Annotated in this window: 21 protein-coding genes; 12 read left to right on the plus strand and 9 right to left on the minus strand. The window is 73.8% G+C overall.

Features of this window, described 5'->3' with window-relative positions:
- Positions 1-128: 128 nt before the first annotated feature.
- From galE to idi, 3 genes are all read left to right on the plus strand, one after another.
- The gene (galE, locus tag CUT83_RS21735; RefSeq protein WP_101257502.1) at positions 129-1136 is read left to right on the plus strand and encodes a UDP-glucose 4-epimerase GalE; all 1008 of its coding nucleotides are present in this window, start codon (positions 129-131) and stop codon (positions 1134-1136) included.
- A 177-nt stretch (positions 1137-1313) separates the two neighbouring features.
- Positions 1314-2252: a cation diffusion facilitator family transporter gene (locus tag CUT83_RS21740; protein ID WP_101257503.1), complete on the plus strand. Its 939-nt coding sequence runs from the start codon at positions 1314-1316 to the stop codon at positions 2250-2252.
- Between the two features lie 156 nt (positions 2253-2408).
- Entirely contained in the window at positions 2409-2969 is a 561-nt protein-coding gene (gene idi / locus CUT83_RS21745; RefSeq protein WP_101257504.1) for an isopentenyl-diphosphate Delta-isomerase, read from the plus strand.
- Positions 2970-3011: 42 nt separating this feature from the next.
- On the opposite strand, the gene CUT83_RS21750 is transcribed toward idi, so the two are convergent.
- Positions 3012-3584, minus strand: a complete 573-nt coding sequence (locus CUT83_RS21750; RefSeq protein WP_101257505.1) for an ATP-binding protein — start codon at positions 3582-3584, stop codon at positions 3012-3014.
- 249 nt (positions 3585-3833) lie between these two features.
- Between CUT83_RS21750 and CUT83_RS21755 the strand changes: the two genes are divergently transcribed.
- From CUT83_RS21755 to CUT83_RS21775, 5 genes are all read left to right on the plus strand, one after another.
- A complete protein-coding gene (locus tag CUT83_RS21755) occupies positions 3834-4628 on the plus strand; it encodes an enoyl-CoA hydratase/isomerase family protein (RefSeq protein ID WP_101257506.1) in 795 nt (264 codons plus the stop codon).
- Positions 4629-4637: 9 nt separating this feature from the next.
- Positions 4638-5501, plus strand: coding sequence for an SCO6745 family protein (locus CUT83_RS21760; RefSeq protein WP_101257507.1), 864 nt, complete (start codon positions 4638-4640; stop codon positions 5499-5501).
- Between the two features lie 64 nt (positions 5502-5565).
- Complete coding sequence (locus tag CUT83_RS31420) at positions 5566-5691, plus strand: LPFR motif small protein (protein ID WP_277347740.1); 126 nt, start codon at positions 5566-5568, stop codon at positions 5689-5691.
- Positions 5692-5781: 90 nt separating this feature from the next.
- Entirely contained in the window at positions 5782-8223 is a 2442-nt protein-coding gene (locus tag CUT83_RS21765) for a Tex family protein (protein ID WP_101257602.1), read from the plus strand.
- 207 nt (positions 8224-8430) lie between these two features.
- The gene (locus CUT83_RS21775; RefSeq protein ID WP_101257508.1) at positions 8431-9411 is read left to right on the plus strand and encodes an acyl-ACP desaturase; all 981 of its coding nucleotides are present in this window, start codon (positions 8431-8433) and stop codon (positions 9409-9411) included.
- A 104-nt stretch (positions 9412-9515) separates the two neighbouring features.
- Here the strand turns inward: CUT83_RS21775 and CUT83_RS21780 are convergent, their stop codons facing one another.
- Entirely contained in the window at positions 9516-10211 is a 696-nt protein-coding gene (locus tag CUT83_RS21780; RefSeq protein WP_101257603.1) for an ester cyclase, read from the minus strand.
- A 331-nt stretch (positions 10212-10542) separates the two neighbouring features.
- Between CUT83_RS21780 and CUT83_RS21785 the strand changes: the two genes are divergently transcribed.
- A complete protein-coding gene (locus CUT83_RS21785) occupies positions 10543-11304 on the plus strand; it encodes a DUF1206 domain-containing protein (RefSeq protein ID WP_240958247.1) in 762 nt (253 codons plus the stop codon).
- Between the two features lie 388 nt (positions 11305-11692).
- Here CUT83_RS21785 and CUT83_RS21790 read toward each other — a convergent pair whose 3' ends face one another.
- Positions 11693-12343 carry a nucleoside/nucleotide kinase family protein gene (locus CUT83_RS21790; protein WP_101257510.1) on the minus strand — a complete coding sequence of 217 codons (651 nt, stop codon included), beginning with the start codon at positions 12341-12343 and terminating at the stop codon, positions 11693-11695.
- Positions 12340-13026 (minus strand): nitroreductase family protein, encoded by a 687-nt coding sequence (locus CUT83_RS21795; protein WP_101257511.1) that lies wholly within the window; start codon positions 13024-13026, stop codon positions 12340-12342. Before CUT83_RS21795 ends, CUT83_RS21790 begins: the two co-directional genes overlap by 4 nt.
- Before the next feature lie 453 nt (positions 13027-13479).
- On the opposite strand from CUT83_RS21795, the gene CUT83_RS21800 reads away from it, so the two are divergent.
- The gene (locus CUT83_RS21800) at positions 13480-15117 is read left to right on the plus strand and encodes an ABC-F family ATP-binding cassette domain-containing protein (protein WP_101257512.1); all 1638 of its coding nucleotides are present in this window, start codon (positions 13480-13482) and stop codon (positions 15115-15117) included.
- Between the two features lie 43 nt (positions 15118-15160).
- On the opposite strand, the gene CUT83_RS21805 is transcribed toward CUT83_RS21800, so the two are convergent.
- Complete coding sequence (locus CUT83_RS21805) at positions 15161-15817, minus strand: TetR/AcrR family transcriptional regulator (protein ID WP_158239043.1); 657 nt, start codon at positions 15815-15817, stop codon at positions 15161-15163.
- A gap of 90 nt (positions 15818-15907) precedes the next feature.
- Here CUT83_RS21805 and CUT83_RS21810 point away from each other — a divergent pair, with 90 nt between their 5' ends.
- Positions 15908-16480 carry a class I SAM-dependent methyltransferase gene (locus CUT83_RS21810; protein WP_101257514.1) on the plus strand — a complete coding sequence of 191 codons (573 nt, stop codon included), beginning with the start codon at positions 15908-15910 and terminating at the stop codon, positions 16478-16480.
- A 65-nt stretch (positions 16481-16545) separates the two neighbouring features.
- Entirely contained in the window at positions 16546-17268 is a 723-nt protein-coding gene (locus CUT83_RS21815) for a MerR family transcriptional regulator (RefSeq protein ID WP_101257515.1), read from the plus strand.
- 78 nt (positions 17269-17346) lie between these two features.
- Here CUT83_RS21815 and CUT83_RS21820 read toward each other — a convergent pair whose 3' ends face one another.
- From CUT83_RS21820 to CUT83_RS21835, 4 genes are all read right to left on the minus strand, one after another.
- Positions 17347-19548 carry a 3-hydroxyacyl-CoA dehydrogenase NAD-binding domain-containing protein gene (locus CUT83_RS21820; RefSeq protein ID WP_101257516.1) on the minus strand — a complete coding sequence of 734 codons (2202 nt, stop codon included), beginning with the start codon at positions 19546-19548 and terminating at the stop codon, positions 17347-17349.
- A 90-nt stretch (positions 19549-19638) separates the two neighbouring features.
- Positions 19639-20865 (minus strand): acetyl-CoA C-acetyltransferase, encoded by a 1227-nt coding sequence (locus CUT83_RS21825; RefSeq protein WP_101257517.1) that lies wholly within the window; start codon positions 20863-20865, stop codon positions 19639-19641.
- A gap of 46 nt (positions 20866-20911) precedes the next feature.
- The gene (locus CUT83_RS21830; protein WP_101257518.1) at positions 20912-22054 is read right to left on the minus strand and encodes an acyl-CoA dehydrogenase family protein; all 1143 of its coding nucleotides are present in this window, start codon (positions 22052-22054) and stop codon (positions 20912-20914) included.
- Complete coding sequence (locus CUT83_RS21835) at positions 22051-23196, minus strand: CaiB/BaiF CoA transferase family protein (protein WP_101257519.1); 1146 nt, start codon at positions 23194-23196, stop codon at positions 22051-22053. Before CUT83_RS21835 ends, CUT83_RS21830 begins: the two co-directional genes overlap by 4 nt.
- Between the last annotated feature and the right edge of the window lie 243 nt (positions 23197-23439).

Genomic DNA, 23439 nt, shown 5'->3' on the forward strand with positions numbered 1-23439 from the left:
ACGCCGGTCCGTCCCGGCGGCGAACCGGCTTCTCCCGCCCTGCTCCGCAGGAGCTTCGTTGCTCCACCGCGGGCGGGAGGCACCCCACCCCCGGTCGAAGCCGGGAGTGTCCACGAAGGAGAGACCCGATGACATGGCTGGTGACCGGAGGGATCGGATACGTCGGCGCGCATGTGGCGCGGGCGATGGCGGAGGCCGGTGAGAGGGTCGTCGTGCTCGACGACCTCTCCAGCGGCCTGCCCGAGCGGCTGCCGCCCGGCGTGCCCCTGGTGCGCGGCTCGGTCGCCGACCGCGGGCTGCTCGACCGCACGCTCGCCGGGCACGGGGTCACGGGCGTGGTGCATCTGGCGGCGAAGAAGCAGGTGGGCGAGTCGGTGGAGCATCCGCTGACGTACTACCGGGAGAACCTGTACGGGCTCACGGTGCTGCTGGAGGCCGTGGTCGCCGCCGGGGTGCGGGGCTTCGTGTTCTCCTCCTCCGCCGCCGTCTACGGCATGCCGGACGTGGACACGGTCACCGAGGACACTCCCTGCGTCCCGATGAGCCCCTACGGCGAGACGAAGCTGGCGGGCGAGTGGCTGGTGCGCGCCGCGGGGCGGGCGCACGGGCTGTCCACCGCCTGTCTGCGCTACTTCAACGTGGCGGGGGCCGCGCGGCCGGAGCTGTCGGACGTCGGCGTGTCCAACGTCATCCCGATGTTCTTCGACGCCCTCACCCGCGGCGAGGCCCCGCGGATCTTCGGCGACGACTACCCCACCCCCGACGGCACCTGCGTACGCGACTACATCCACGTCGCCGACCTGGCCGAGGCCCATCTGGCCGCCGCCCGCCGGCTGGCCGGGCTCCCGGCCGGCGAGGACCTGACGGTGAACGTGGGCACCGGCGAGGGCGTGTCGGTGCGGGAGCTGGCCGGTCTCGTCGCCGAGGTCACCGGTATCCGCGAGCCCGCCCCGGTGGTCGTCCCGCGCCGCCCGGGGGACCCGGCGCGGGTGGTGGCCTCGGCCGGGCGGATCGGCGTGGAGCTGGGCTGGGCGCCCCGGTACGGGGTACGCGAGATGGTGGCCTCGGCCTGGGCGGGCCGGCGCCTGCGCGGCGCCGACGGCCTCCAGCGGGAAGGGGCCGCGCTCCCCGAGTGATCCGGGCCGGTCCCCCGAACGAGCGGACGCTATCCGCCAGGTGAATGGAAAGCGCAGGTCAGAGGGGATGACAACGGTGTTCAGTGCCGCGTTGCCCCATACCCCCCACCCGTAGTTCACTGGGATCGTCCGCACCGGTCGCAGGCGGCATCGGCCGCCATACGGGAGGCATCATCCATGGGCGCAGGGCACAACCACGGCGGGCCGCGGCCGGCCGGGCCGGGTACGGCGGGAGCCGCGTACCGGGGGCGGCTGCGCGCGGCCCTGGCCATCGCGGTCGTCCTGCTGCTCGCCGAGCTCGCGGGCGCCGCGCTGACCGGTTCGCTGGCGCTGCTGGCGGACGCCGGCCATGTGGCCACCGACGCGGTCGGCATCGGGATGGCACTGCTGGCGATCCACGTCGCCAACCGGCCCGGCAGCGAGCGGCGCACCTTCGGTCTCGCCCGCGCCGAGATCCTCGCCGCGCTGCTCAACGCCCTGCTGCTGCTCGGGGTGGGCGGCTACATCCTGGTGGAGGCCGTCGAGCGGCTGCGCCATCCCGAGGAGGTGCCCGGGGGGCTGACGGTCCTGTTCGGCGTCGTCGGCCTGGCCCTCAACGGCCTGTCCCTGGCCCTGCTGATGCGCGGGCAGCGGGAGAGCCTGAACGTGCGGGGCGCCTTCCTGGAGGTGGCGGCGGACGCCCTGGGCTCCGTGGCGGTGATCGCCGCCGCGCTGGTGATCATGTTCACCGGCTGGCGGCAGGCCGACCCCGTCGCCTCGCTGCTGATCGCGGTGCTGATCGTGCCGCGGACGGTGCGGCTGGCGCGCGAGGCCATCGACGTCCTGCTGGAGGCCGCGCCCCGGCATGTGGACATGGCCGGGGTGCGGGCGCACATCCTGAGCGTGCCCGGGGTGGAGGACCTGCACGACCTGCACGTGTGGACCATCACCTCCGGGATGCCGGTGCTCTCCGCGCACGTGGTGGTCGGCCGGGAGGCGCTGGAGGCCGAGGGGGGCCACGACAGGATCCTGCGGGATCTCCACAACTGCCTGGGTCGGCACTTCGACGTCGAGCACTGCACCTTCCAGCTGGAGCCGCACGGGCACGCGGCGCGCGAGGGACGGTTGTGCCACTGACGCTCCCCGCCGCCCCGTCCCCGTCCTCCGCCGGCGCCTCGGGGCCCGCGGGCCGTCCGCCCGGCGAGCGGCCCCCGTCCGTGTACGGCACACTGGAGCGGACAGTCGGAACATAGGAGAAATGCCGTTCCGACACATGCACGGTGAAGGGCGGACATGACCAACGGCACGGCGGACCCGATCATGCTCGAGCTGGTCGACGAGGACGGCAGGACGATCGGGACCGCGGAGAAGCTCTCCGCCCACCAGGCCCCGGGCCGGCTGCACCGGGCCTTCTCCGTCTTCCTCTTCGACGACTTGGGCCGGCTGCTGCTCCAGCGCAGGGCGCTGGGCAAGTACCACTCCCCCGGTGTGTGGTCCAACACCTGCTGCGGCCACCCCTACCCCGGCGAGCGGCCCTTCGCCGCCGCCGCACGGCGGGTCGGCGAGGAGCTGGGCGTGGCGCCCCGTCTGATGCGGGAGGCGGGGACGGTGCGCTACAACCACCCGGACCCGGCCTCCGGCCTGGTCGAGCAGGAGTACAACCACCTCTTCGCGGGGCTGGTGCGGGACATGCCCCGGCCGGATCCGGAGGAGATCGCCGAGACGGCGTTCGTGACGCCCGAGGAGCTGCTCAAGCGGCACGAGGCGGAGCCGTTCTCGGCCTGGTTCATGACGGTGCTGGACGCGGCGCGGGGCGGCATCCGCGAGGTGACCGGGGTCTCGGCCGGCTGGTGAGGCGCGCGGCGGTCGGCGCGGCGGTCGGCGCGGCGGTCGCGCTCACCGCGACGGCGGCAGGGAGGCCCGCGGCAGGACGACCCGGACCACCTTGCCGCCGGAGGCGGTCCGCTCGGCCTCGCAGGAACCGCCGGCCTCGGCGACGACGGCCTTGACCAGGAGCAGCCCCCGCCCCCCGGTGTGCTCCCGCCCCGGGGCGACGGCCAGCGCCGCGGGACGGTAGGGGTGGCCGTCCTCGACGCCCAGGCGTACCCGGCCGGCGTCGAGGGAGATCTCGACGCCGATCTCCGTGGAGAGCAGGGCCGCGTGCCGCACGGCGTTGGCGACCAGTTCGGACAGGATCAGCAGCAGGCCGTCCATCAGCTCGTCGGCGACCGGGGCCCCTGCGCGGCGAAGCAGGTCCCGCACGGCGTGGCGCGCCCGGGGCACGGAGGACTCGTGCACCGGGACGGTGAAGCGCCAGGCGCCCTCGTACGGCCGGGGGCGGTGGCGGGGCTCGGGCCGGGCGTGCGGCTGTTCCCCCGGCTGTTCCCCCGACCGGAGCCGGAGCCGTTCCCGCGGCGGCGCGGACGGCCGGCCGTCCCGGCCCGGGAGGAAACCACCGCGGACGTCCATCTGCCGCACCCCGCTCTCGGCTCTCGCCGGCCGCTTCCGTCCGGCTCCGTTCCGGGCCGGTCCCGGACCGGTTCTCCCCACGAGTGTCGGCCCGCGGTGCGCGCATCCCGGCCCTGTGACTGCAAGTCGGCACTTATCGATGGCAATTGACAGAAGACTTACGCGCCGTTCGCGGACGGCCGGCCTTGCGCGATCGTTTCTGCGGCCCCCGTCGCGGCCTCCGCGCCCCCTGCCGTTACGATCCGGCCCATGTCCGCGCACACCCCGCCGGCCGGCGGTCCGGCCCTGCCGGTCTCCGTCCAGGACGGCGTCGCCACCCTCACCATCGACAACCCGGCCAAGCGCAACGCGATGACACCGGACATGTGGCGGCGGATGCCCGCCGTGCTGGAGCGGCTCGCCGCCGATCCCGCCGTACGGGCCCTGGTCCTCACCGGCGAGGGCGGCACCTTCTGCGCGGGCGCCGACATCTCCGCCCTGCGCGAGGGCGACGAGGAGTCCCGCCGTCTGGCGGTGACCGCCGAGGAGGCGCTGGCGGCCTTCCCCCGGCCCACGCTCGCGGCCGTGCGCGGGCACTGCGTGGGCGGCGGCTGCCAGCTCGCCGTCGCCTGCGACCTGCGCTTCGCCGCCGAGGGAGCCCTGTTCGGCATCACCCCGGCGAAACTCGGCATCGTCTACGGCGCCTCCTCCACCCGGCGCCTGGTCTCCCTGGTCGGCCCGGCCACCGCCAAGTACCTGCTGTTCTCCGGCGAGTTGATCGGCGCCGAGCGGGCCCTGCGCACCGGGCTGGTCGACGAGGTGCACCCGGAGGGCGAACTGGAGGAGCGGGTGGCGCGGTTCGCGCGGCTGCTCGTCTCGCGCTCGCAGCTCACCCAGGCGGCCGCCAAGGAGTTCGCGAACGGCGCCGGGGCCGGCCCCGTGCCACCGGAGCGGATCGCGTACTGGGAGGAGCGCGCCCGGGAGAGCGGTGAGCGGGCCGAGGGCGTGGCCGCCTTCCTGGAACGGCGCCCTCCGGTCTTCACCTGGCCACTTACCGACGGGTAGCGTGCGGGTATGACGTCCCTCCCCGCCAAAGCCGGACGGCGCTGCCACAATGCCGTCAACCCGCTGCACTCGGCTCTCTACTTCGCCCCCGACCTGGCCCGCGAGCTGGCCCCCTACGGCATCGAGGACCCCTCCGCGGTCTACTTCGCCGGACGTGCCGCGGCGCTGGGCCGGGTCGGGCCCGGGGTCGTCACCGCGACCTTCCACAACTTCCACCACGCCCTCGTCGCCCGCCACCTGCCGGCCGTGTGGGAGCTGGCCGCCCCCGAGACCGTGCTCGCCGCCCGGCTGCGCGCCGCCGACTCCATGCTGCGGCGCCTGCTGGGCGAGGAGGCGGTGGCGTCCAAGGAGATGGCCGAGGCCGCCGAGCTGGCGCTGCGCGCCGCCGAGGGGTGCGTCCGCCCGGGCCGCCCGCTGTACGCGGCGCTCGCCGACCTTCCCGTGCCCGAGGCACCGCACCTGGCGCTGTGGCACGGCGCCTCGCTGCTGCGCGAGCACCGCGGTGACGCCCATGTCGCCGTCCTCCAGCACGCCGGGCTGGACCCGATGGAGGCGCTGGTCAGCCACACCGCCAGCGGCCGCGGCATGAGCCCCGGGTGGGCGCTGGCCACCCGGGGCTGGGACCGCCGGGACTGGGAGGAGGCCCAGGAGCGGCTGCGCGGGCGCGGACTGCTGGACGGCGACGGCGAGCTGACCGGGGCCGGCACCGCCCTGCGCAAGGAGCTGGAGGAGGAGACCGACCGGCTCGACGCCGCGCCGTACGAGCACCTGGGCGCGGCGGGCACCGAGCGGCTGACCGAGCTGTGCGGCGCCTTCACCGGCGCGGCCCTCGCCTCGGGCGCCTTCCCCGCGGACCTGTTCGGCAAGGGCTGAGGGGAATCCGAACGGAAGGGGGCGAAACGGGTTTGCCCGGCGCGAGAGCGGCCATGCGATCGGCATGTTCAAAGCCATTGCAGACGCACTCCGTACCGTCGGCGGCGCCATCGCGACCGTGGTGACGCTGCCCTTCCGTCTACTGGCCCGCCTCTTCGGCGGGGCTTCGCGCACCGGACGCCGCGTCTGACCGTCCGCCTGTCGGTGCGGCCTGTAACAATGCGGGCTACCGGGGGAGCACCCAGCACCGAGTAAGGCGGAACGGATCGTGACACAGTCCATCGGAGAGACGCCCGTCGAGGGCGCGGCACCGGCCGGCACGTCCGGCGCGGCGTCCGTCGAGGGCAGGATCGCCGAGGAACTCGGCGTACGGGAACGGCAGGTCAGGGCCGCCGTCGAACTGCTCGACGGCGGCTCGACCGTGCCGTTCGTCGCGCGCTACCGCAAGGAGGCCACCGGCGGCCTGGACGACGCGCAGCTGCGCGACCTGGAGGAGCGGCTGCGCTACCTGCGGGAGCTGGAGGAGCGGCGGGCGGCGATCCTGGAGTCCGTGCGCTCCCAGGGCAAGCTCGACACCGAACTGGAGGCCCGCATCCGGGCGGCCGACTCCAAGGCGCGCCTGGAGGACGTCTACCTGCCCTACAAGCCCAAGCGGCGCACCAAGGCGCAGATCGCCCGCGAGGCGGGCCTGGAGCCGCTGGCCGAGGGCCTGCTCGCCGACCCGTCCGTGGAACCGGCCGCCGCCGCGGCGGCGTTCGTCGACCCGGACAAGGGGGTGGCCGACGCATCCGCCGCGCTGGAGGGCGCCCGCGCGATCCTGACCGAGCGTTTCGGCGAGGACGCCGACCTGATCGGCGAACTGCGCGAGACGATGTGGCGGCGCGGCCGGCTGGTGGCGAAGGTGCGCGAGGGCAGGCAGGAGCAGGGCGCCAAGTTCGCCGACTACTTCGACTTCTCCGAGCCCTTCACCGAGCTGCCCTCGCACCGGGTGCTGGCGATGCTGCGCGGCGAGAAGGAGGAGGTCCTCGACCTCGCCCTGGAGCCGGAGCCGGAGCCCGCCGGGGAGGCCGCGGAGGGCGGGGCCCTGCGCGAGACCACCGGCCCCTCCGACTACGAACGCGCGATCGCCCGCCGGTTCGGCGTCGAGGACCGCGGCCGCCCGGCCGACCGCTGGCTGGCCGACACCGTGCGCTGGGCCTGGCGCACCCGCATCCTGGTGCACCTGGGCATCGACCTGCGGCTGCGGCTGCGCACCGCCGCCGAGGACGAGGCGGTCGCGGTGTTCGCGGCCAACCTGCGCGACCTGCTGCTGGCCGCCCCCGCCGGCACCCGCGCCACCATGGGGCTGGACCCGGGCTTCCGCACGGGTGTGAAGGTCGCCGTCGTCGACGCCACCGGCAAGGTCGCCGCCACCGAGACGATCCACCCCCACGCCCCGCAGAACCGCTGGAAGGAGTCGCTGGCCACGCTGGCGCGGCTGGCGCGGGAGCACCGGGTGGAGCTGATCGCCGTCGGCAACGGCACCGCTTCCCGCGAGACGGACCGGCTGGCCGCCGAACTGTGCGCCGCGCAAACGGAGTTGAAGCTGACGAAGGTGATGGTCTCGGAGGCGGGCGCGTCGGTGTACTCCGCCTCCGCCTTCGCCTCCCGCGAGCTGCCGGACCTGGACGTCTCGCTGCGCGGCGCGGTCTCCATCGCCCGGCGCCTGCAGGACCCGCTGGCCGAGCTGGTCAAGATCGACCCCAAGTCGATCGGGGTGGGCCAGTACCAGCACGACGTCTCCGAGGTGAAGCTCTCGCGCTCACTGGACGCGGTGGTGGAGGACTGCGTCAACGGCGTCGGCGTGGACGTCAACACCGCCTCGGCGCCGCTGCTGTCGCGGGTGTCGGGCATCGGCGCGGGCCTGGCGGAGAACATCGTCGCCCACCGCGACGCCAACGGCCCCTTCCGCGGCCGCAAGGGCCTCAAGGACGTCCCCCGGCTCGGCCCCAAGGCGTACGAGCAGTGCGCGGGCTTCCTTCGCATCCGCGGCGGGGACGACCCGCTGGACGCCTCCGCCGTCCACCCCGAGGCGTACCCGGTGGTGCGCCGGATGGTGAAGGCGACGGGCAGCGACGTCGCGGCGCTGATCGGCAACACCGAGGTGCTGCGCGGTCTGCGGCCGCAGGAGTTCGTGGACGACACCTTCGGCCTGCCGACGGTGACCGACATCATCGGGGAACTGGAGAAGCCCGGCCGCGACCCGCGTCCGGCGTTCCGGACGGCCACCTTCAGGGAGGGCGTGGAGAAGCTCGGCGACCTGGAGCCGGGCATGGTCCTGGAGGGCGTGGTCACCAACGTCGCCGCGTTCGGCGCCTTCGTGGACGTCGGCGTCCACCAGGACGGCCTGGTCCACGTCTCGGCCATGTCGAGGACGTTCGTGAAGGACCCTCGCGAGGTGGTGAAGTCCGGCGACGTGGTGAAGGTCAAGGTGCTGGACGTGGACGTGCCGCGCAAGCGGATCTCGCTGACGCTGCGGCTGGACGACGAGACCGGCCCCGGCGCGGGCGACGGCGGCCGTCCGGCGCGCGGTCAGCGCGGAGGCGGTCAGCGGGACGGCCGGCGCGCCTCCGCTCCTCGCCCGCGCCAGGGCGACCGGCGGGGCGGGGGCGGGCGGGGCCGTGACGCGGCTCCGGCCAACAGCGAGATGGCCGAGGCCCTGCGCCGCGCCGGCCTGCTCTGACGCCCGGACGGCTCCGCGGAGGCGGGGGCGGCGCACAGCGCCGCCCCCGCCTCCGCCGTTCTCCACCCCACCTCCACGGCCCCCGGGCACACACGGTCCGCATCCGCTCACAGAACCGATATTGCCTTTTCCGGGCCCGCCAACCTACGGTTTCGTAACCTACGGTCTCGTAGGTACCGTTTCCCGTCGTCGTTCCGTGGAGCCTTCATGACCCTCGCCACCCCGCACGCCCCCGGCTCGGAGCAGTGGACGGACACCCGTCTGCTCTATGCCCTGGAAGAGGTGGTGGAGAAGGAACTCGACCGTCATCTGAAGGTCGCCAAGGACTGGATGCCGCACGAGTACGTCCCCTGGAGCGACGGCCGCAACTTCGACGGCCCGCTCGGCGGCGAGGCATGGGAACCGGAGCAGTCCAAGGTCACCGACGTCGGCCGCATCGCCCTGGTGGTCAACCTGCTGACCGAGGACAACCTCCCCAGCTACCACCACGAGATCGCCACCCTCTTCGGCCGTGACGGCGCCTGGGGGACATGGGTGCACCGCTGGACCGCCGAGGAGGGGCGGCACGGCATCGTGATGCGCGACTACCTGCTGACCTCCCGCGCCGTGGACCCGGTGAAGCTGGAGGAGTTCCGGATGGCGCACATGTCGGAGGGCTTCGAGTCCGACAACCGGCACTCGATGCTCCACTCCGTGGCCTACGTCGCCTTCCAGGAGCTGGCCACCCGCATCTCCCACCGCAACACCGGCCACCAGTCCGGCGATCCGGTCTGCGACCGGATGCTCGCCCGTATCGCCACCGACGAGAACCTGCACATGGTCTTCTACCGCAACCTGCTGCGGGCGGCCTTCGAGCTGGCCCCGGACCGGACGATGTCGGCGGTGCGCGACGTGGTGGTGAACTTCCGGATGCCCGGCCACGGCATGCCCGGCTTCGAGCGGGCCGCCGCGCAGATGGCGATCGGCGGGATCTACAACCTGCGCATCCACCACGACGACGTGCTCCAGCCGGTGCTGCGCCATCTGAAGGTCATGGAGATCGGCGGGCTCGGCCCGGAGGGCCTCAGGGCCCAGGAGGAGCTGGGCCTGTACCTGGACGGCCTGGACGGCGAGGCCCGCAGGCTCGACGAGCGCCTGGCCGCCCGCCGCGCCCGTATCGAGGCCCGCAAGGCGGCCGCCGGAGCCTGAGCGGCCCCTTCCCCGCCCCCTGGCGCGCGGATGGTCCGGAGGCGTCCCCGCACGGGCGCGTCCGGGCCGTTCCCGGTCCGGCCCGGATCAGAGTCCGGCCCGGATCAGATCTCGACGGCGCCGACCTGCCGCAGCAGCCCGAGGTCGTCCCAGTTCCACCAGCTCTCCGCGATCTTCCCGTCCTCGAAGCGGAAGGTGGCGTGGCCGGTCCCGGTGATCTCCTTGCCGGTGGGCTCCAGCCCCTGGTACGGCCCCGAGTGGCGGCCGGTGTAGGACAGCCGCGCACAGACCTTGTCGCCCTCGGCGAACAGGTCCTCGACGACCATCACCGGCTGGAACGCCTCCAGGATCTCCTGGTTCTCCTCCTTGGCCTGTGCCAGCCTGACCTCGTAGGAGGAGAGCGAGGGGTCGTGCTCGCGGTAGTCGCCGGTGCACAGCCCGTCGGCCACGTCGAGGTTCCGCCCGTTGATCACCTCCTCGATGAAGGTGCGGGTCACGCCGGTGTTGAGCTGCTCGTCCCGGGACACCTCCAGATCGGTGAACGTCGGCCCCTCGTCGCAGGCCGCCGCCAGCCGCTGGAAGATCCGGTCGGTCTCGGGCAGATGGGAGTTGCGCATCGCCTCCTCGTAGGAGGGGAACTCCACGATCTCCACCACATGAGCGGGATCGGAGCGGTCCCGCGCGACGATCGAGTGGGTGGCCGTCCGCTTGCCCCGGGTCGCCCGGACCCAGTCGTCCATCAGCCGGTCCAGCTCGTCGGCCTGATGGGTCCTGCAGTCGATGACCTGGATGAATGTCATGAGGCCGCCTCCGCCGTCGGAGAAGTCGGGACACTCCCAGGCTATCGCCACCATGTGAATTATGTCCGCATCAACCCATTTGCCCCCTCCCTTCTTTCCGATACGGGTCCGGCCGCGTACGGAATCCGCCCTTCCGGAGACCCGGGAGGCCCATGAGAGCCCTGGCCCACGCTCGGTCACCGTGACCGGTGCGGGTCCCCGGCCCCCGCCCGCGCGCGTCGGCGCGCCCGCCGGGGGCAGACGGGGCGGTATGAGGACATCGACGAGAACATCCGCACCGGCACCGGCATCGATACGCGGGGGCGCCAGACGGGCCGCGCACAGCTCCGCCATGACGGTCGCCGCCCGCTGGGGGCTGGTCGCGTACGGCGTGATCTACCTGCTGATCGGCCTGCTGGCCCTGCGGGTCGCCTTCGGCGACCGGGAGGGCCGGGCAGACAGCGGCGGCGCGCTGCGGGAGCTGGCGCAGCAGCCGTTCGGGAACTTCCTGGTGTGGGCGGTCGGCGCCGGGCTGGCCGGACTGGCCCTGTGGCGGCTCTCGGAGGCCGTGCTGGGCGCGGCGCGCCCGAAGGGCCACACACCCAAGGAGCGGCTGCGCTCGGCCGCCCGGTTCGCGGTGCTCGCCGTCCTGGCCGCTTCGGCGATCACCTTCGCCGCGGGGACCGGAAGCGGCGGAACGGCCGGCGACCGGCCCGAGGACCTCACCTCCCGGGTGTTCGAACTGCCGGCGGGGCGCTGGCTGGTCGGCGCGCTGGGTCTGGTGGTCGTCGCGGTGGGCGTGTGGAGCGGAGTGCGGGCACTGCGGTACAAGTTCCGCGAGGAACTGGGCCCGGTACCGGCGCGCCTGCGCCGCGCCGTGGACGTGCTGGGCGTGGCGGGCGGCCTCGCGCGCGGGCTGGTGTTCGCGGTGGCGGGCGGCTTCGTGGTCCTGGCGGCCGTGCGGTACGACCCGGACGAGACCAAGGGCCTGGACGAGTCCCTGCGCACCCTGGCCACCGCCCCGGCCGGCCCGTGGCTGCTGGCGGCGGTCGCCACGGGGCTGGCGCTGTACGGCCTGTTCCTGTTCGCGCTGGCCCGCTGGCACAAGGGTTAGAGGGCGGGCGCCGCCGCCTTGCCGGCGGACCGCTGCCTCTTCCTGGGGACGTGCGTACGGGCTGTTGCGGTGGCTCGGGTGATGACCCGGCCGGCGTGCCGCCGGGTGGAGCTTCTTTCTCCCGATCATGGCCCGGCCACCGAAGTAGTGGTCTTCCTCCTTCCCGATGTCCATGACGAGCAGCACCGTGACCAGGACGAGCACCCCTCCCAGTACCAGAAAGGCCGCTCCGGCCAGGGTCGCCGCCGGACGCTTCAGAACCGAAAAGGACATGCGCCCCCTCCCTCGCCCCGTCATCCCCGTTCCGGGAGCGGCCAACCACAGGACATGGACACGGCGGTGGAGACATCCCCGCCCCGGCGCGGACGGCGGACGGCCCAGCGCCGGGTCAGCCGGTCCAGGCCGGGTGGCGGGGGTCGTCGGCGCGGACGACCACGTCGGCGGCCCGTCCCGGCCGCACCTCCTCCTCGTAGCGGGCGAAGGCCGGCAGTGTCCAGTGCTCCTCGGCCGGGGTACGGCGGGCCAGGGCGGCCGGGGTGAGCAGCAGATGGACCGCCAGGTCGAAGGGGAAACCGCGGCCGAGCAGCAGCGGACCGTCCATCACCAGTACGCCGCCGGGCGGCAGTCGGGCGTACGGGCTGCGGGTGGCGCGGTCGGTGGCCGGGTTCCACAGGTCGGGCAGCACCCGGCCGGTGCCGCCGGGACTCAGCGGGCCGAACACCTCGCGCCACAGGGCGCCGTCGTCCAGCCACAGGTCGTAGTACGCGTCCGGGTCCCGGTGGCCGTACTCCAGGCGCAGGGAGGCGGGCCGCAGGAAGCCGGCCGCGCTCACCCGGTGCACCGGTCGGCCGCGCAGCCGCAGCTCCTCGGCCAGGCCGTCCGCCCACTCATGAGGCCGGGCGGCCGGGGCGCCGTCCACGGCGGTGCGCAGCCAGGGCGAGCCGTCGGCGGCCTCGGCGGCGGCGAGGCGGTCGGCGAGATCGCCGACCGCCCGCTCCCGGGTGACGGGTGCGAACGCGCCCCGGGCCCGGGGGTTCACAGCCGCACCATGACCTGTTCCAGCTCCTTGCGGCGGATGTCGGGGACCCGTGCGCCGTCGGCCGGGTAGCCGACCGGGATGACGTACGCGGCGCGCTCCTCGGGCGGGCGGTCGCAGACCTCGTTGAGGAAGCGCATCGGGCTGGGGGTGTGGGTGAGGGTGGCCAGGCCCGCCTGGTGGAGGCAGGCCAGCAGCAGGCCGACGGCGATGCCGACCGACTCCTTGGTGTAGTAGGGGCGCGGGGTCTCGGGCCCCTTGTGGACCTCGAAGACCACGATCACCGCGGGCGCGGTCTCCAGGAACGGCTTGCGCCAGTCGGTGCCCAGCGGCGCGAGGGCGTCGAGCCACTCGTCGGAGGCGCGGCGTCCGTAGAACTCCCGCTCCTCGGCCTCGGCGGCCTCGCGCAGCCTCGCCCTGCGCTCGGGGTCGGTGAGGACGACGAAGCGCCAGGGCTGGACGTTCGCCCCGCTGGGTGCGGTGGCGGCGGTGCGGACGGCCCACTCCAGGACGCCGTCGGGCAGGGGGCGGGCGGAGAAGTCGCGCACGGTCCGGCGGCGGGCCATCACGTCGTGGAAGGCGCGGGCGCGGCTCTCGGCCTCCTCGGCGGGGACGTGCGGCGGCCGGTGCGGGACGGTGGGGTACGCGGCGGGCGGCTCGTCGGTGAGCCCATTGGTACGGTCCATACGCCGCAGCACAGCACACCCGCGGACGGCGGTAAACACCGCGGCGCGTCCGGCCGCGCGCCCGGCGGCACAGCGGTGGCGCACCGGCGGCACAGGGGCTGGGTCCAGGCATGAGGCACGACGGCGGAAAACCGTTTGCGGCCCCGCCGGGCCCGTCCTAACGTCTTTTCCGGCCCTGTCGTCGTCGATCGGAGAAGGCCGTTGCTCGTCTGAGGTCATGAGGCACCGGACCGCCGGACGCTTGTACGTCCGCGCGGCATCCGCATGTGCGACGACCTCGGGCTGCGAGCCGCCCTCCGGAGCGACCGGGCCGTAACGGCCGGCCGGACCGTCCCCGTCCAGGGGTTCCGGTCCCCCGCCTCCCGCGTGCTCCCCCCGTCGTCGTACGGCGTCCCCTCCCGGTGCCTCCCGCGTGTCGCTCCCTTTCCGTACCGAGAGCAGCAGGAGGCCCTCATGGCCCATCCCCTTTCCCGTTCCCACTCCCCCGCACCGTCCCGTCCGTCCGTCGTCTGTACCGGGGTGCGCTTCGCCTGGCCGGACGGCACCCCCGTGCTGGAGGACTTCCAGTTCTCCGCGGGCCCCGGCCGCACCGGGCTGGTCGGCCTCAACGGCGCCGGCAAGTCCACCCTTCTGAAGCTGATCGCGGGCGAGCTGACCCCGGCCGAGGGATCGGTGCGCACCACCGGCGAGGTGGGCCACCTTCCCCAGACCGTCCATCTGGACACCGCGCTGCGCGTGGACAGGGCCCTGGGCATCGCGGAGGTCCGCGCCGCGCTGCACGCCATCGAGGCCGGGGACGCGAGCGAGGAGAACTTCACGGCCGTCGGCGACGACTGGGACGTGGAGGAGCGCGCCCGCGCGGCCCTGGAGCAGCTCGGTCTGGGGCACATCGGCCTGGACCGCACCATCGGCGACCTCTCGGGCGGCGAGGCGGTCCTGCTGCGGCTGGCCGCGCTGCTGCTGGCCCGGCCGCGGATCCTGCTGCTGGACGAGCCGACGAACAACCTCGACATCACCGCGCGCGGGCGGCTGTACGAGGCCGTCCGCTCCTGGAACGGGGTGCTGCTGGTGGTCAGCCACGACCGCGAGCTGCTGCGTCACATGGACCGGATCGCCGATCTGCGCGACGGCGGGGTCCAGTGGTACGGCGGGAACTTCGACGCCTACCAGGAGGCCCTGGCCACCGAGCAGGAGGCGGCCGGGCGGGCGGTCCGCGCGGCGAGGGCGGACGTCAGGCGGCAGAAGCGCGATCTGGTCGAGGCGCACGACAAGCTCGCCGGACGGATGCGCCAGGGCCGCAAGGCCGCCGCCACCGCGGGCCTGCCCAAGATCGTGGCGGGAGCGCGCAAGCGCGCGGCGCAGGTCTCGGCGGGCAAGCACCGCATCCTGCACGAGGAGCGGCTGGAGGAGGCGCGGGAGCGGCTGGGCGAGGCCGCCGAGGCGGTGCGGGACGACGCCGAGATCCGCGTCGACCTGCCGCACACCGCCGTGCCGCGCGGCCGTACCGTCCTGACGCTGCGCGCTGTGGAGCTGCGCTGCGGGGCCCGTGCGGAGCTGGAGTTGCGCGGTCCGGAGCGTGTGGCGCTGGTCGGGCGCAACGGCGCGGGCAAGACCACGCTTTTGCGCACGGTCGCCGGGGAGCTGGAGCCGGCGGCGGGCGAGGCGGTGGCGCACGTCCCGGTGCGGTACCTGCCACAGCGTCTGGACGTGCTGGACGACGAGCTGTCGGTCGCGGCGAACGTGGCGCGCTTCGCGCCGGGGGCGACCGACAACCGCGTCCGGGCGCGGCTGGCGCGCTTCCTGTTCCGGGGTGCGCGGGCGGACCGCCCGGCCGGGACGCTGTCGGGTGGTGAGCGGTTCCGGGCGGCGCTGGCGGCGCTGATGCTGGCGGAGCCGGCGCCGCAGCTGCTGATGCTGGACGAGCCGACGAACAACCTCGACATGGCCAGCGTGCGGCAGCTCACCACCGCTCTGGAGGGCTACGAGGGCGCGCTGGTCGTGGCCAGCCACGATGTGGCGTTCCTGCGGGAGATCGGCATCACCCGCTGGCTGCTGCTGGACGGGGAGCTGTCCGAGACCGGTCCGCTGTAGTCGGTCCCGGAGCCGGACGGCCGGGGACGGGGTGCGCCCGCGCTCAGTTCCCGGCCGTCCGGGGCCCGGCGTCCCCGGTGAGCATGCGGCGGGTCAGCCGCGCGAGCCCGTCCTCCAGTTCCGTCCGGGACTCCTCGGGCAGAGCGGTGCCGCGGAAGCGGTGCGAGGCGACGAACGACAGCAACCACCACGCGCCGGCGGCCGGGTCGAGCCCCGGTGCGATCTCGCCCGCCCGCTGCCCCTGGGCCAGCAGCGCCGTCAGCTCCTCGGCGAGGCGGCGGGTGCAGCGGCCGTAGGCCTCGGTGATCGAGGGCTCCTCGGCGAGGGCGGCGGCGTCGGCCAGCAGGGCTCCCAGATTGCCGCGTGCGTGCATCCGGTCGATGTGGCCGGGGGCGAGGACGTGGTCGAGCAGGGCGGCCACCGAGCCGCCGCAGCAGGTGTCCAGCTCCTCGCGCAGACCCGTGCCGACCCAGTCGGCCACCTGGTCGAGCACGGCGGCGTACAGCGCGGCCTTGGAGCCGAAGTTCTGGAAGACCACCGGTTCGCTGACGCCGACGCGGGCGGCGATCTCGGCCGTCCGGCCGCGCCGGTAGCCGACGTCGGCGAAGACGGTGGTGGCGGCCTCCAGGATCGACGCCTTGCGGTCGGCCGCGCTCAGCCGGGTGCGGCGGTGGGTGGTGGTCGGTTCCTGCTGGGGCACGGCCCCATCGTATCCGTCCACTTGCCCAGCAACTTAGTGGCGACTAAGGTAACCGTTGTTAGTCGTCACTAAGTTATTGGGGGAACCGTCATGCCCGAAACCGCGGCCGACAGGCCCGGCCTCCTCATCAACCACCCCCGGCGCTACGAGCTGTTCAGTTCGCTCGCCATGCCCCTGGCGCGCCGCCGGCTGTTCGCGCGGCTCGCCGAGCGGTCCGGGGTCCGTCCCGGCGACCGGGTGCTCGACGTCGGCTGCGGCACCGGGGCGCTGACCCTCGCGGTCGCCGCGGCCGCTTCACCGGGCGGCGCCGTGCTCGGCGTCGATCCGTCGGAGCCGATGGTGGAGCACGCTCGCCGCCTGGCGGCCCGGCGGGGCGCGAACGCTTCGTTCACCCTGGGCACGGCCCAGGAACTCGACGCCGGGGACGGCTCGTTCGACGCCGTCGTCACCAGCTTCGCCGTCCACCACGTCCGCGCCGACCGGCGCGAGCACGCCTTCGCCGAGATGTTCCGTGTCCTGCGGCCGGGGGGCCGCCTGCTGGTGGCGGACTTCCGCGGACCCGCCGGCCGGCACCGGGAGATGATCGTCGCAGCCGGTTTCACCGGCCTGACCCGGGGCCGGGAGCTGCCTTTCGCCCACTGGATCGCGGCCACCCGCCCCTGAGACCGGGACGGAGACGGAGTCGGAAGAGGTTTCGCAACTGTGGTGAGACAGCAATACTGTCCGACATGGATCCGGCTGCCTCCCTGACCGTCGACGAGCTGGCCGCGCGAGCCGACGTGACCGTCCGAACCATCCGCTTCTACTCCACCCGGGGGCTGCTGCCGCCGCCGGAGATCGGACCGCGGCGGGTGGGGCGGTACGGGCCCGGCCATCTGTCGCGGCTCGCGCTGATCGAGGAGTTGCAGCACCAGGGGATGACCCTGGCGGCCATCGAGCGCTACCTGCGGCAGCTGCCCCCCGACCTCAGCCCGGAGGACCTGGCCCTGCACCGGGCCCTGGTGGCCTCCTGGGCTCCGGACGCCGAGGCCGAGGCCACCCGGGAGAAACTGGAGCGGCGGGCCGGGCGGCGGCTGACGGAGGACGACCTCGACCGGCTGGCGGCGATGAACGTCCTGGCCCGGACCGGTGACCCGGACGTCTTCCGGATCGACCCGGTGATCCTGCACCTGGGAGTGCGGCTGCTGGAGGTGCCCGTCTCGCTGAAGACGCTGCTGGCGGCGCGCGAGGTGGTCCTGGAGCACAGCCGCGAGGCGGCCCGCGAGCTGAGCAGGATGTTCAAGGAGGAGGTCTGGGAGCCCTACCGGCGGCGGGAGTCCGACCCCGAGCAGGTGGAGACGATGCGGACGCTGTCGGCCCATATGCAGCCCATGATCGTGCAGGCGCTGGTGACCGCCTTCCAGCGCTCCATGCGCGAGGAACTGAAGGCGTCCTTCCCCGACGAGGGGTGACCCGCGCGCGGCGCGGGACGGTACGGGACGCGCCCGGAGCGCACCGGGCGGGGGACGCGTCCCCCGCCCGGCCGGGGCCTACGCGGCGGGCGTGTCGGGCGTGTCGGTGAAGGTCTCGCCCTTCTCCGCCTTCTCCACCAGCAGCGCGGGCGGCGCGAACCGGTCGCCGTAGAGCGCCTGGAGCTCGCGGGCGCGGGCGGCGAAGCCGGGCAGGCCGCCCTCGTAGCCGTTGATGTACTGGAGGACGCCGCCGGTCCAGCCGGGGAAGCCGATGCCCAGGATGGAGCCGATGTTGGCGTCGGCGACCGAGGTCAGCACGCCCTCTTCCAGGCAGCGCACACTGTCGAGCGCCTCGGAGAAGAGCATCCGCTCCTTCATGTCCTCGAAGGGCACGGCCGCGCCCGCGCGGGTGAAGTGCTCGCGCAGCCCCGGCCACAGGCCGGCGCGGCGGCCGTCGGCGTCGTACTCGTAGAAGCCGGCGCCGCCGCTGCGGCCGGTGCGGCCGAACTCGTCGACCATGCGGTCGATGACCGCGTCGGCCGGGTGCGGCTCCCAGGTGCCGCCCGCGGCCTCCACCGCGCGCCGCGCCTCGTTCCGGATCTTCCTGGGCAGGGTCAGGGTCAGCTCGTCCATCAGGGAGAGCACCTTGGCGGGGTAGCCGGCCTGGGCGGCGGCCTGCTCCACGGAGGCCGGGTCCACGCCCTCGGCGACGAGCGCCACGCCCTCGTTGATGAACCGGCCGATCACGCGGGAGGTGAAGAAGCCGCGCGAGTCGCCCACCACGATCGGGGTCTTGTTGATCTGCCGCACCAGGTCGAAGGCGCGGGCGGTGGCCTCGTCGCCGGTGTGCTCGCCGCGGATGATCTCCACCAGCGGCATCTTGTCGACGGGCGAGAAGAAGTGCAGTCCGATGAAGTCCCGCTGCCGCTTGACGCCCTCGGCCAGCGAGGTGATCGGGATGGTGGAGGTGTTGGAGCACAGCAGCGCGTCGGGGGCGACGACGTCCTGGATCTCGGCGTACACCTTGTGCTTGAGGGCGGTGTCCTCGAAGACGGCCTCGATCACCGCGTCGCATCCGGCGAGGTCGGCGGCCTCGGCGGTGGGGGTGATGCGGGCCAGCAGCGCGTCGCGCTTCTCGGGCGTGGTGCGGCCCTTGGCCAGCGCCTTGTCCAGCAGACCGGCGGAGTACGCCTTGCCCTTCTCGGCGGCCTCGGCGCTCACGTCCTTGAGCACGACCTCGATGCCGGCCTTCGCGCAGGCGTAGGCGATGCCCGCGCCCATCATGCCGGCGCCGAGCACGGCGACCTTGCTCACCTTGCGGGGCTCGACGCCCCGGGGGCGGCTGCGGCCGGAGTTGACGGCCTGGAGGTCGAAGAAGAACGCCTGGATCATGTTCTTGGCGGTCTGCCCGGTCGCCAGCTCGGTGAAGTAGCGCGACTCGATGGCCTGGGCGGTCTCGAAGTCGACCTGGGCGCCCTCGACGGCCGCGGCCAGGATGTTGCGCTGGGCCGGGTAGGGGGCGCCGCCGAGCTGCTTGGCGAGGTTGGCGGGGAAGGCCGGGAGGTTGGCGGCGAACTTCGGGTGGGCGGGGGTGCCGCCGGGGATCTTGTACCCCTTGACGTCCCAGGGCTGGGCGGAGGCGGGGTTGGCGTCGATGAACGCCCGCGCCTTTTCCAGCATCTCCTCGGGAGTGTCGGCGACCTCGTGGACCAGGCCCTTGTCCATGGCCTGGCGGGGGCGGTACTGCCTCCCCTGGAGCAGGACGTTCAGCAGGGCGTCGGTGATGCCCAGCAGCCGCACGGTGCGCACCACTCCCCCGCCGCCGGGCAGCAGGCCGAGGGTGGCCTCGGGCAGGCCGATCTTCGAACCCGGGGTGTCGAGTGCGACGCGGTGGTGGCAGGCCAGCGCGATCTCCAGGCCGCCGCCGAGGGCCGCGCCGTTGACGGCGGCGACGACGGGGATGCCGAGGGTCTCGACGCGGCGCAGGTTGCGCTTCATGGCCATGCCGCGCTCGTAGAGCTCGCGGGCCTGCTCGGGCCGCACCGCCAGCAGGTCGTTGAGGTCACCGCCGGCGAAGAAGGTCTTCTTGGCGGAGGTGACGATGACGCCGCGGACGCTCTCGCGCTCGGCCTCCAGGCGGTCGGCGACCTCGGCGAGCGAGGCGGCGAACGCGGCGTTCATGGTGTTGGCGGACTGGGTCGGGTCGTCCAGGGTGAGGGTGACGACACCGGTGTCGTCCTGTTCCCAGCGGATGGTGGAGGGGGTTGCGGGGGCTGCCATGGTGGGTTTCGGTCTCCGTTGAGGTCTGGCTGCGTCGGGAGGTTCGGTTTGCGCGCCGCCCGGAGCGGGCGCGGGGCCGGTCGGGGCCGGTCAGAGCCGTTCGACGACGGTGGCGATGCCCATGCCGCCGCCGACGCAGAGGGTGGCCAGGCCGTAGCGCAGATCGCGGCGCTCCAGCTCGTCGACGAGGGTTCCCAGGATCATCGCGCCGGTGGCGCCCAGCGGGTGGCCCATGGCGATGGCGCCGCCGTTGACGTTGACCTTCCCCATGGGCAGGCCCATGTCGCGCACGAAGCGCAGGACGACGGCCGCGAACGCCTCGTTGATCTCCACCAGGTCCAGGTCGTCGACGGTCAGCCCCGCCTTGGCCAGCGCCTTGCGGGAGGCGGGCGCCGGGCCGGTGAGCATGATGGTCGGCTCGGAGCCGGAGACGGCGGCCGAGACGATCCGGGCGCGGGGGGTGAGGCCGTAACGCTCGCCGGTCTCGCGGCTGCCGACGGCCACCAGCGCGGAGCCGTCCACGATGCCGGAGGAGTTGCCCGCGTGGTGGACGTGGTCGATCTCCTCCACCCAGTGGTACTTCTGCAGCGCCACCGCGTCGAAGCCGCCCGCCTCGCCGATGGTGGCGAAGGAGGGCTTGAGGGAGGCGAGGGAGTCGGCCGTGGTGCCCGGGCGCATGTGCTCGTCGCGGTCGAGGACGACCAGGCCGTTGCGGTCGGTGACGGGGACGACCGAGCGGTCGAAGCGGCCCTCCTTCCAGGCGGTGGCCGCGCGCTCCTGCGACATCGCGGCGTACTCGTCCACGTCGCGGCGGGAGAAGCCCTCGATGGTGGCGATGAGGTCGGCGCCGATGCCCTGGGGGACGAAGGCGGTCTCGAAGCTGGTCATCGGGTCCATGGCCCAGGCGCCGCCGTCGGAGCCCATCGGCACCCGCGACATCGACTCCACGCCGCCGGCCAGGACCAGGTCCTCCCAGCCGGAGCGGACCTTGGCGGCGGCCATGTTGACGGCCTCCAGGCCCGAGGCGCAGAAGCGGTTCTCCTGGACGCCGGCGACGGTGTCGGGCAGTCCGGCGGCGATGGCGGCGGTGCGGGCGATGTCGGCGCCCTGGTCGCCCAGGGGGGTGACGACGCCGAGCACGATGTCGTCGATGGCGGCCGGGTCCAGGCCGGGGAAGCGGCGGCGCAGCTCGTGGATCAGGCCGACGACCAGGTCGATCGGCTTGGTGCCGTGCAGGGCGCCACCGGCCTTGCCGCGCCCGCGCGGGGTGCGGATGGCGTCGTAGATGTACGCGTCGTTGCTCGCGTGGGTCGTCACGGTCGAAGATGCCTTCCGGAAAGGGGTGGGTCAGGAGATCAGGAGATCAGGAGAGCAGGGAACGGCCGATGATCTCCTTCATGATCTCGGTCGTGCCGCCGTAGATGGTCTGGATGCGCCCGTCGGTGAACGCCCTGGCGACGGGGTACTCGCTCATGTAGCCGTAGCCGCCGTGGAGCTGGAGGCAGCGGTCGGCGGTGCGTTTTTGCAGTTCGGTCGCCCACCACTTGGCCATCGAGGCGTGGACGGCGTCCAGCCCGCCGCTGACGTGCTCCTCGATGCAGCGGTCGACGAAGGCGCGGGTGACGGCGCACTCGGTGGCCATCTCCGCCACTTCGAAGCGTACGTGCTGGAGCCGGGCGAGCGGCCGGCCGAACGCCTCGCGCCCCGTGACGTACTCGCGGGTGATCTCCAGGAGGTGCTCGGCGCCGGCGACGCCGGCCACCGCGATGGCCAGCCGCTCCTGGGCGAGCTGCGTCATCAGGTGGACGAAGGCGCCGTTGAGCTCGCCCAGCAGGTTCTCCCTGGGCACGCGTACGTCGTGGAAGAACAGCTCGGCGGTGTCCTGGGACTTCTGGCCGATCTTGTCGAGGTTGCGGCCGCGTTCGAAGCCGGCCATGCCGCGCTCGACGACCAGCAGGCTCAGCCCCTTGGCGCCGCCCTCGGGGGTCGTCCTGGCGACGACGATCACCAGATCGGCCAGGATGCCGTTGGAGATGAAGGTCTTGGAGCCGTTGAGCACCCAGTGGTCGCCGCGGTCCTCGGCCGTGGTGCGGATGCCCTGGAGGTCGGATCCCGCGCCGGGCTCGGTCATGGCGATGGCGGTGATCGTATCGCCGGAGCAGAAGCCGGGCAGCCAGCGCTTCTTCTGCTCCTCGGTGGCCAGGGAGGTCAGATACGGGCCGATGATGTCGTTGTGCAGGCCGATCGCCAGGCCGGGCGTGCCGGCCCTGGTGAACTCCTCGGCCAGTACGGCGCCGTAGCGGAAGTCGTCCTGCCCGCCGCCGCCGTACTCCTCGGGGACGGCCACCCCCAGCAGGCCCTGGCGTCCGGCGGCGCGCCACACCTCGCGGTCGACGGCGCCCTCGCGTTCCCAGCGCTCGTAGTGCGGCAGCACCTCCCGCTCCAGGAAGGCCCGGACCGTCTGCCGGAAGGCCTCGTGGTCCTCGGTGAAGATCTTCCGCTTCATCGTGAGCCCTCCTCGGGCATCAGTGCGGGCAGGTCCCAGTCGCGGGCCACCTCGGCGGCGTCCGCGCCGGGGACGGCGGGCGGGCGGCGCAGCGCGCCGGGGGTGGTGGAGAAGCGGGGGGCGGGGGCGGGCTGGACGGCCCCCGCGTGTTCGGTGTAGGTGCCGCGGGCGGCCAGATGGGGGTGGGCGGGGGCCTCGCGCAGGGAGAGCACGGGGGCGACGCAGGCGTCGGTGCCGTCGAAGACCTCCGTCCACTCCTGGCGGGTGCGGGTGCGGAAGCGGGCGGCGACGGCCCGGCGCAGCTTCTCCCAGCGGGCGGGGTCGTCACGGTCGGCGGCGGTCCGCTCGTCCAGGCCGAGCAGGCGGGCGAACTCCTCGTAGAACGGGCGCTCCAGTGCGCCGACCGCCATCCAGCCGCCGTCGGCGGTCTCGTAGACCCCGTAGAAGGGGCAGCCGCCGTCCAGCAGATTGGCGCCCCGGCGGTCCTGCCAGGCCCCGGCGGCCAGCATGCCGTGGATCATCGCGGTCAGATGGCTGGTGCCGTCCACGATGGCGGCGTCCACGACCTGCCCGCTCCCGTCCTCGGTACGGGCGTGGTGGAGGGCGGCGAGGACGCCGACGACGAGGTAGAGGGAACCGCCGGCGTAGTCGCCCAGCAGGTTGGCGGGGATGGCGGGCGGTTCGCCGGCCGGGCCGATCATGCCCAGCGCGCCGGTGACGGCGGTGTAGCCGATGTCGTGTCCGGCGTTCGCGGCCAGGGGGCCGTCCTGGCCCCAGCCGGTCATCCGCCCGTAGACCAGTTTCGGGTTGCGGGCCAGACACGGCCCGGGGCCGACGCCCAGGCGTTCGGCGACGCCGGGGCGCCAGCCCTCGATCAGCACGTCGGCACGTTCGGCCAGGCCGAGTACGGCGTCGGGGCCGCCGTCGGACTTGAGGTCGATCACCACCGAGCGCTTGTTGCGGCCGGTGACGTCGCGGGCGGGGTCGATGCCCAGGGGCTGCCCGCCGGGCCGGTCGACGCGGACGACGTCGGCGCCGAGGTCGGCCAGGAGCATCCCGGCGAACGGGCCGGGGCCGATGCCCGCCAGCTCCACCACCCGCACTCCGGCCAGCGGGCCGGGGCCCGTGCCTGCCGCTGCCATCCGGTCTCCAACCGTCCGGGCCGCCGCGCCGCGACCGTATGACACCAATGATGTAACACCGGCGATGCTAAGAACACGTTCCACTTTCCACAAGCCCTCACGGGGGCGCACGCGGAACGCTGTGCCCGTGCCCCGTGCCCGCACCGTCGCCCGGCCGCACCGGAGAGCCCGTACGCCGAAGGCCCGTCCCCCTCTCGGGGACGGGCCTTCGGCGTACGGGGCGCAACGGGCGCGCGACCGTTC

Origin of the sequence: Streptomyces barkulensis, from assembly GCF_002843305.1 — a bacterium.
GTDB lineage: Bacteria > Actinomycetota > Actinomycetes > Streptomycetales > Streptomycetaceae > Streptomyces > Streptomyces barkulensis.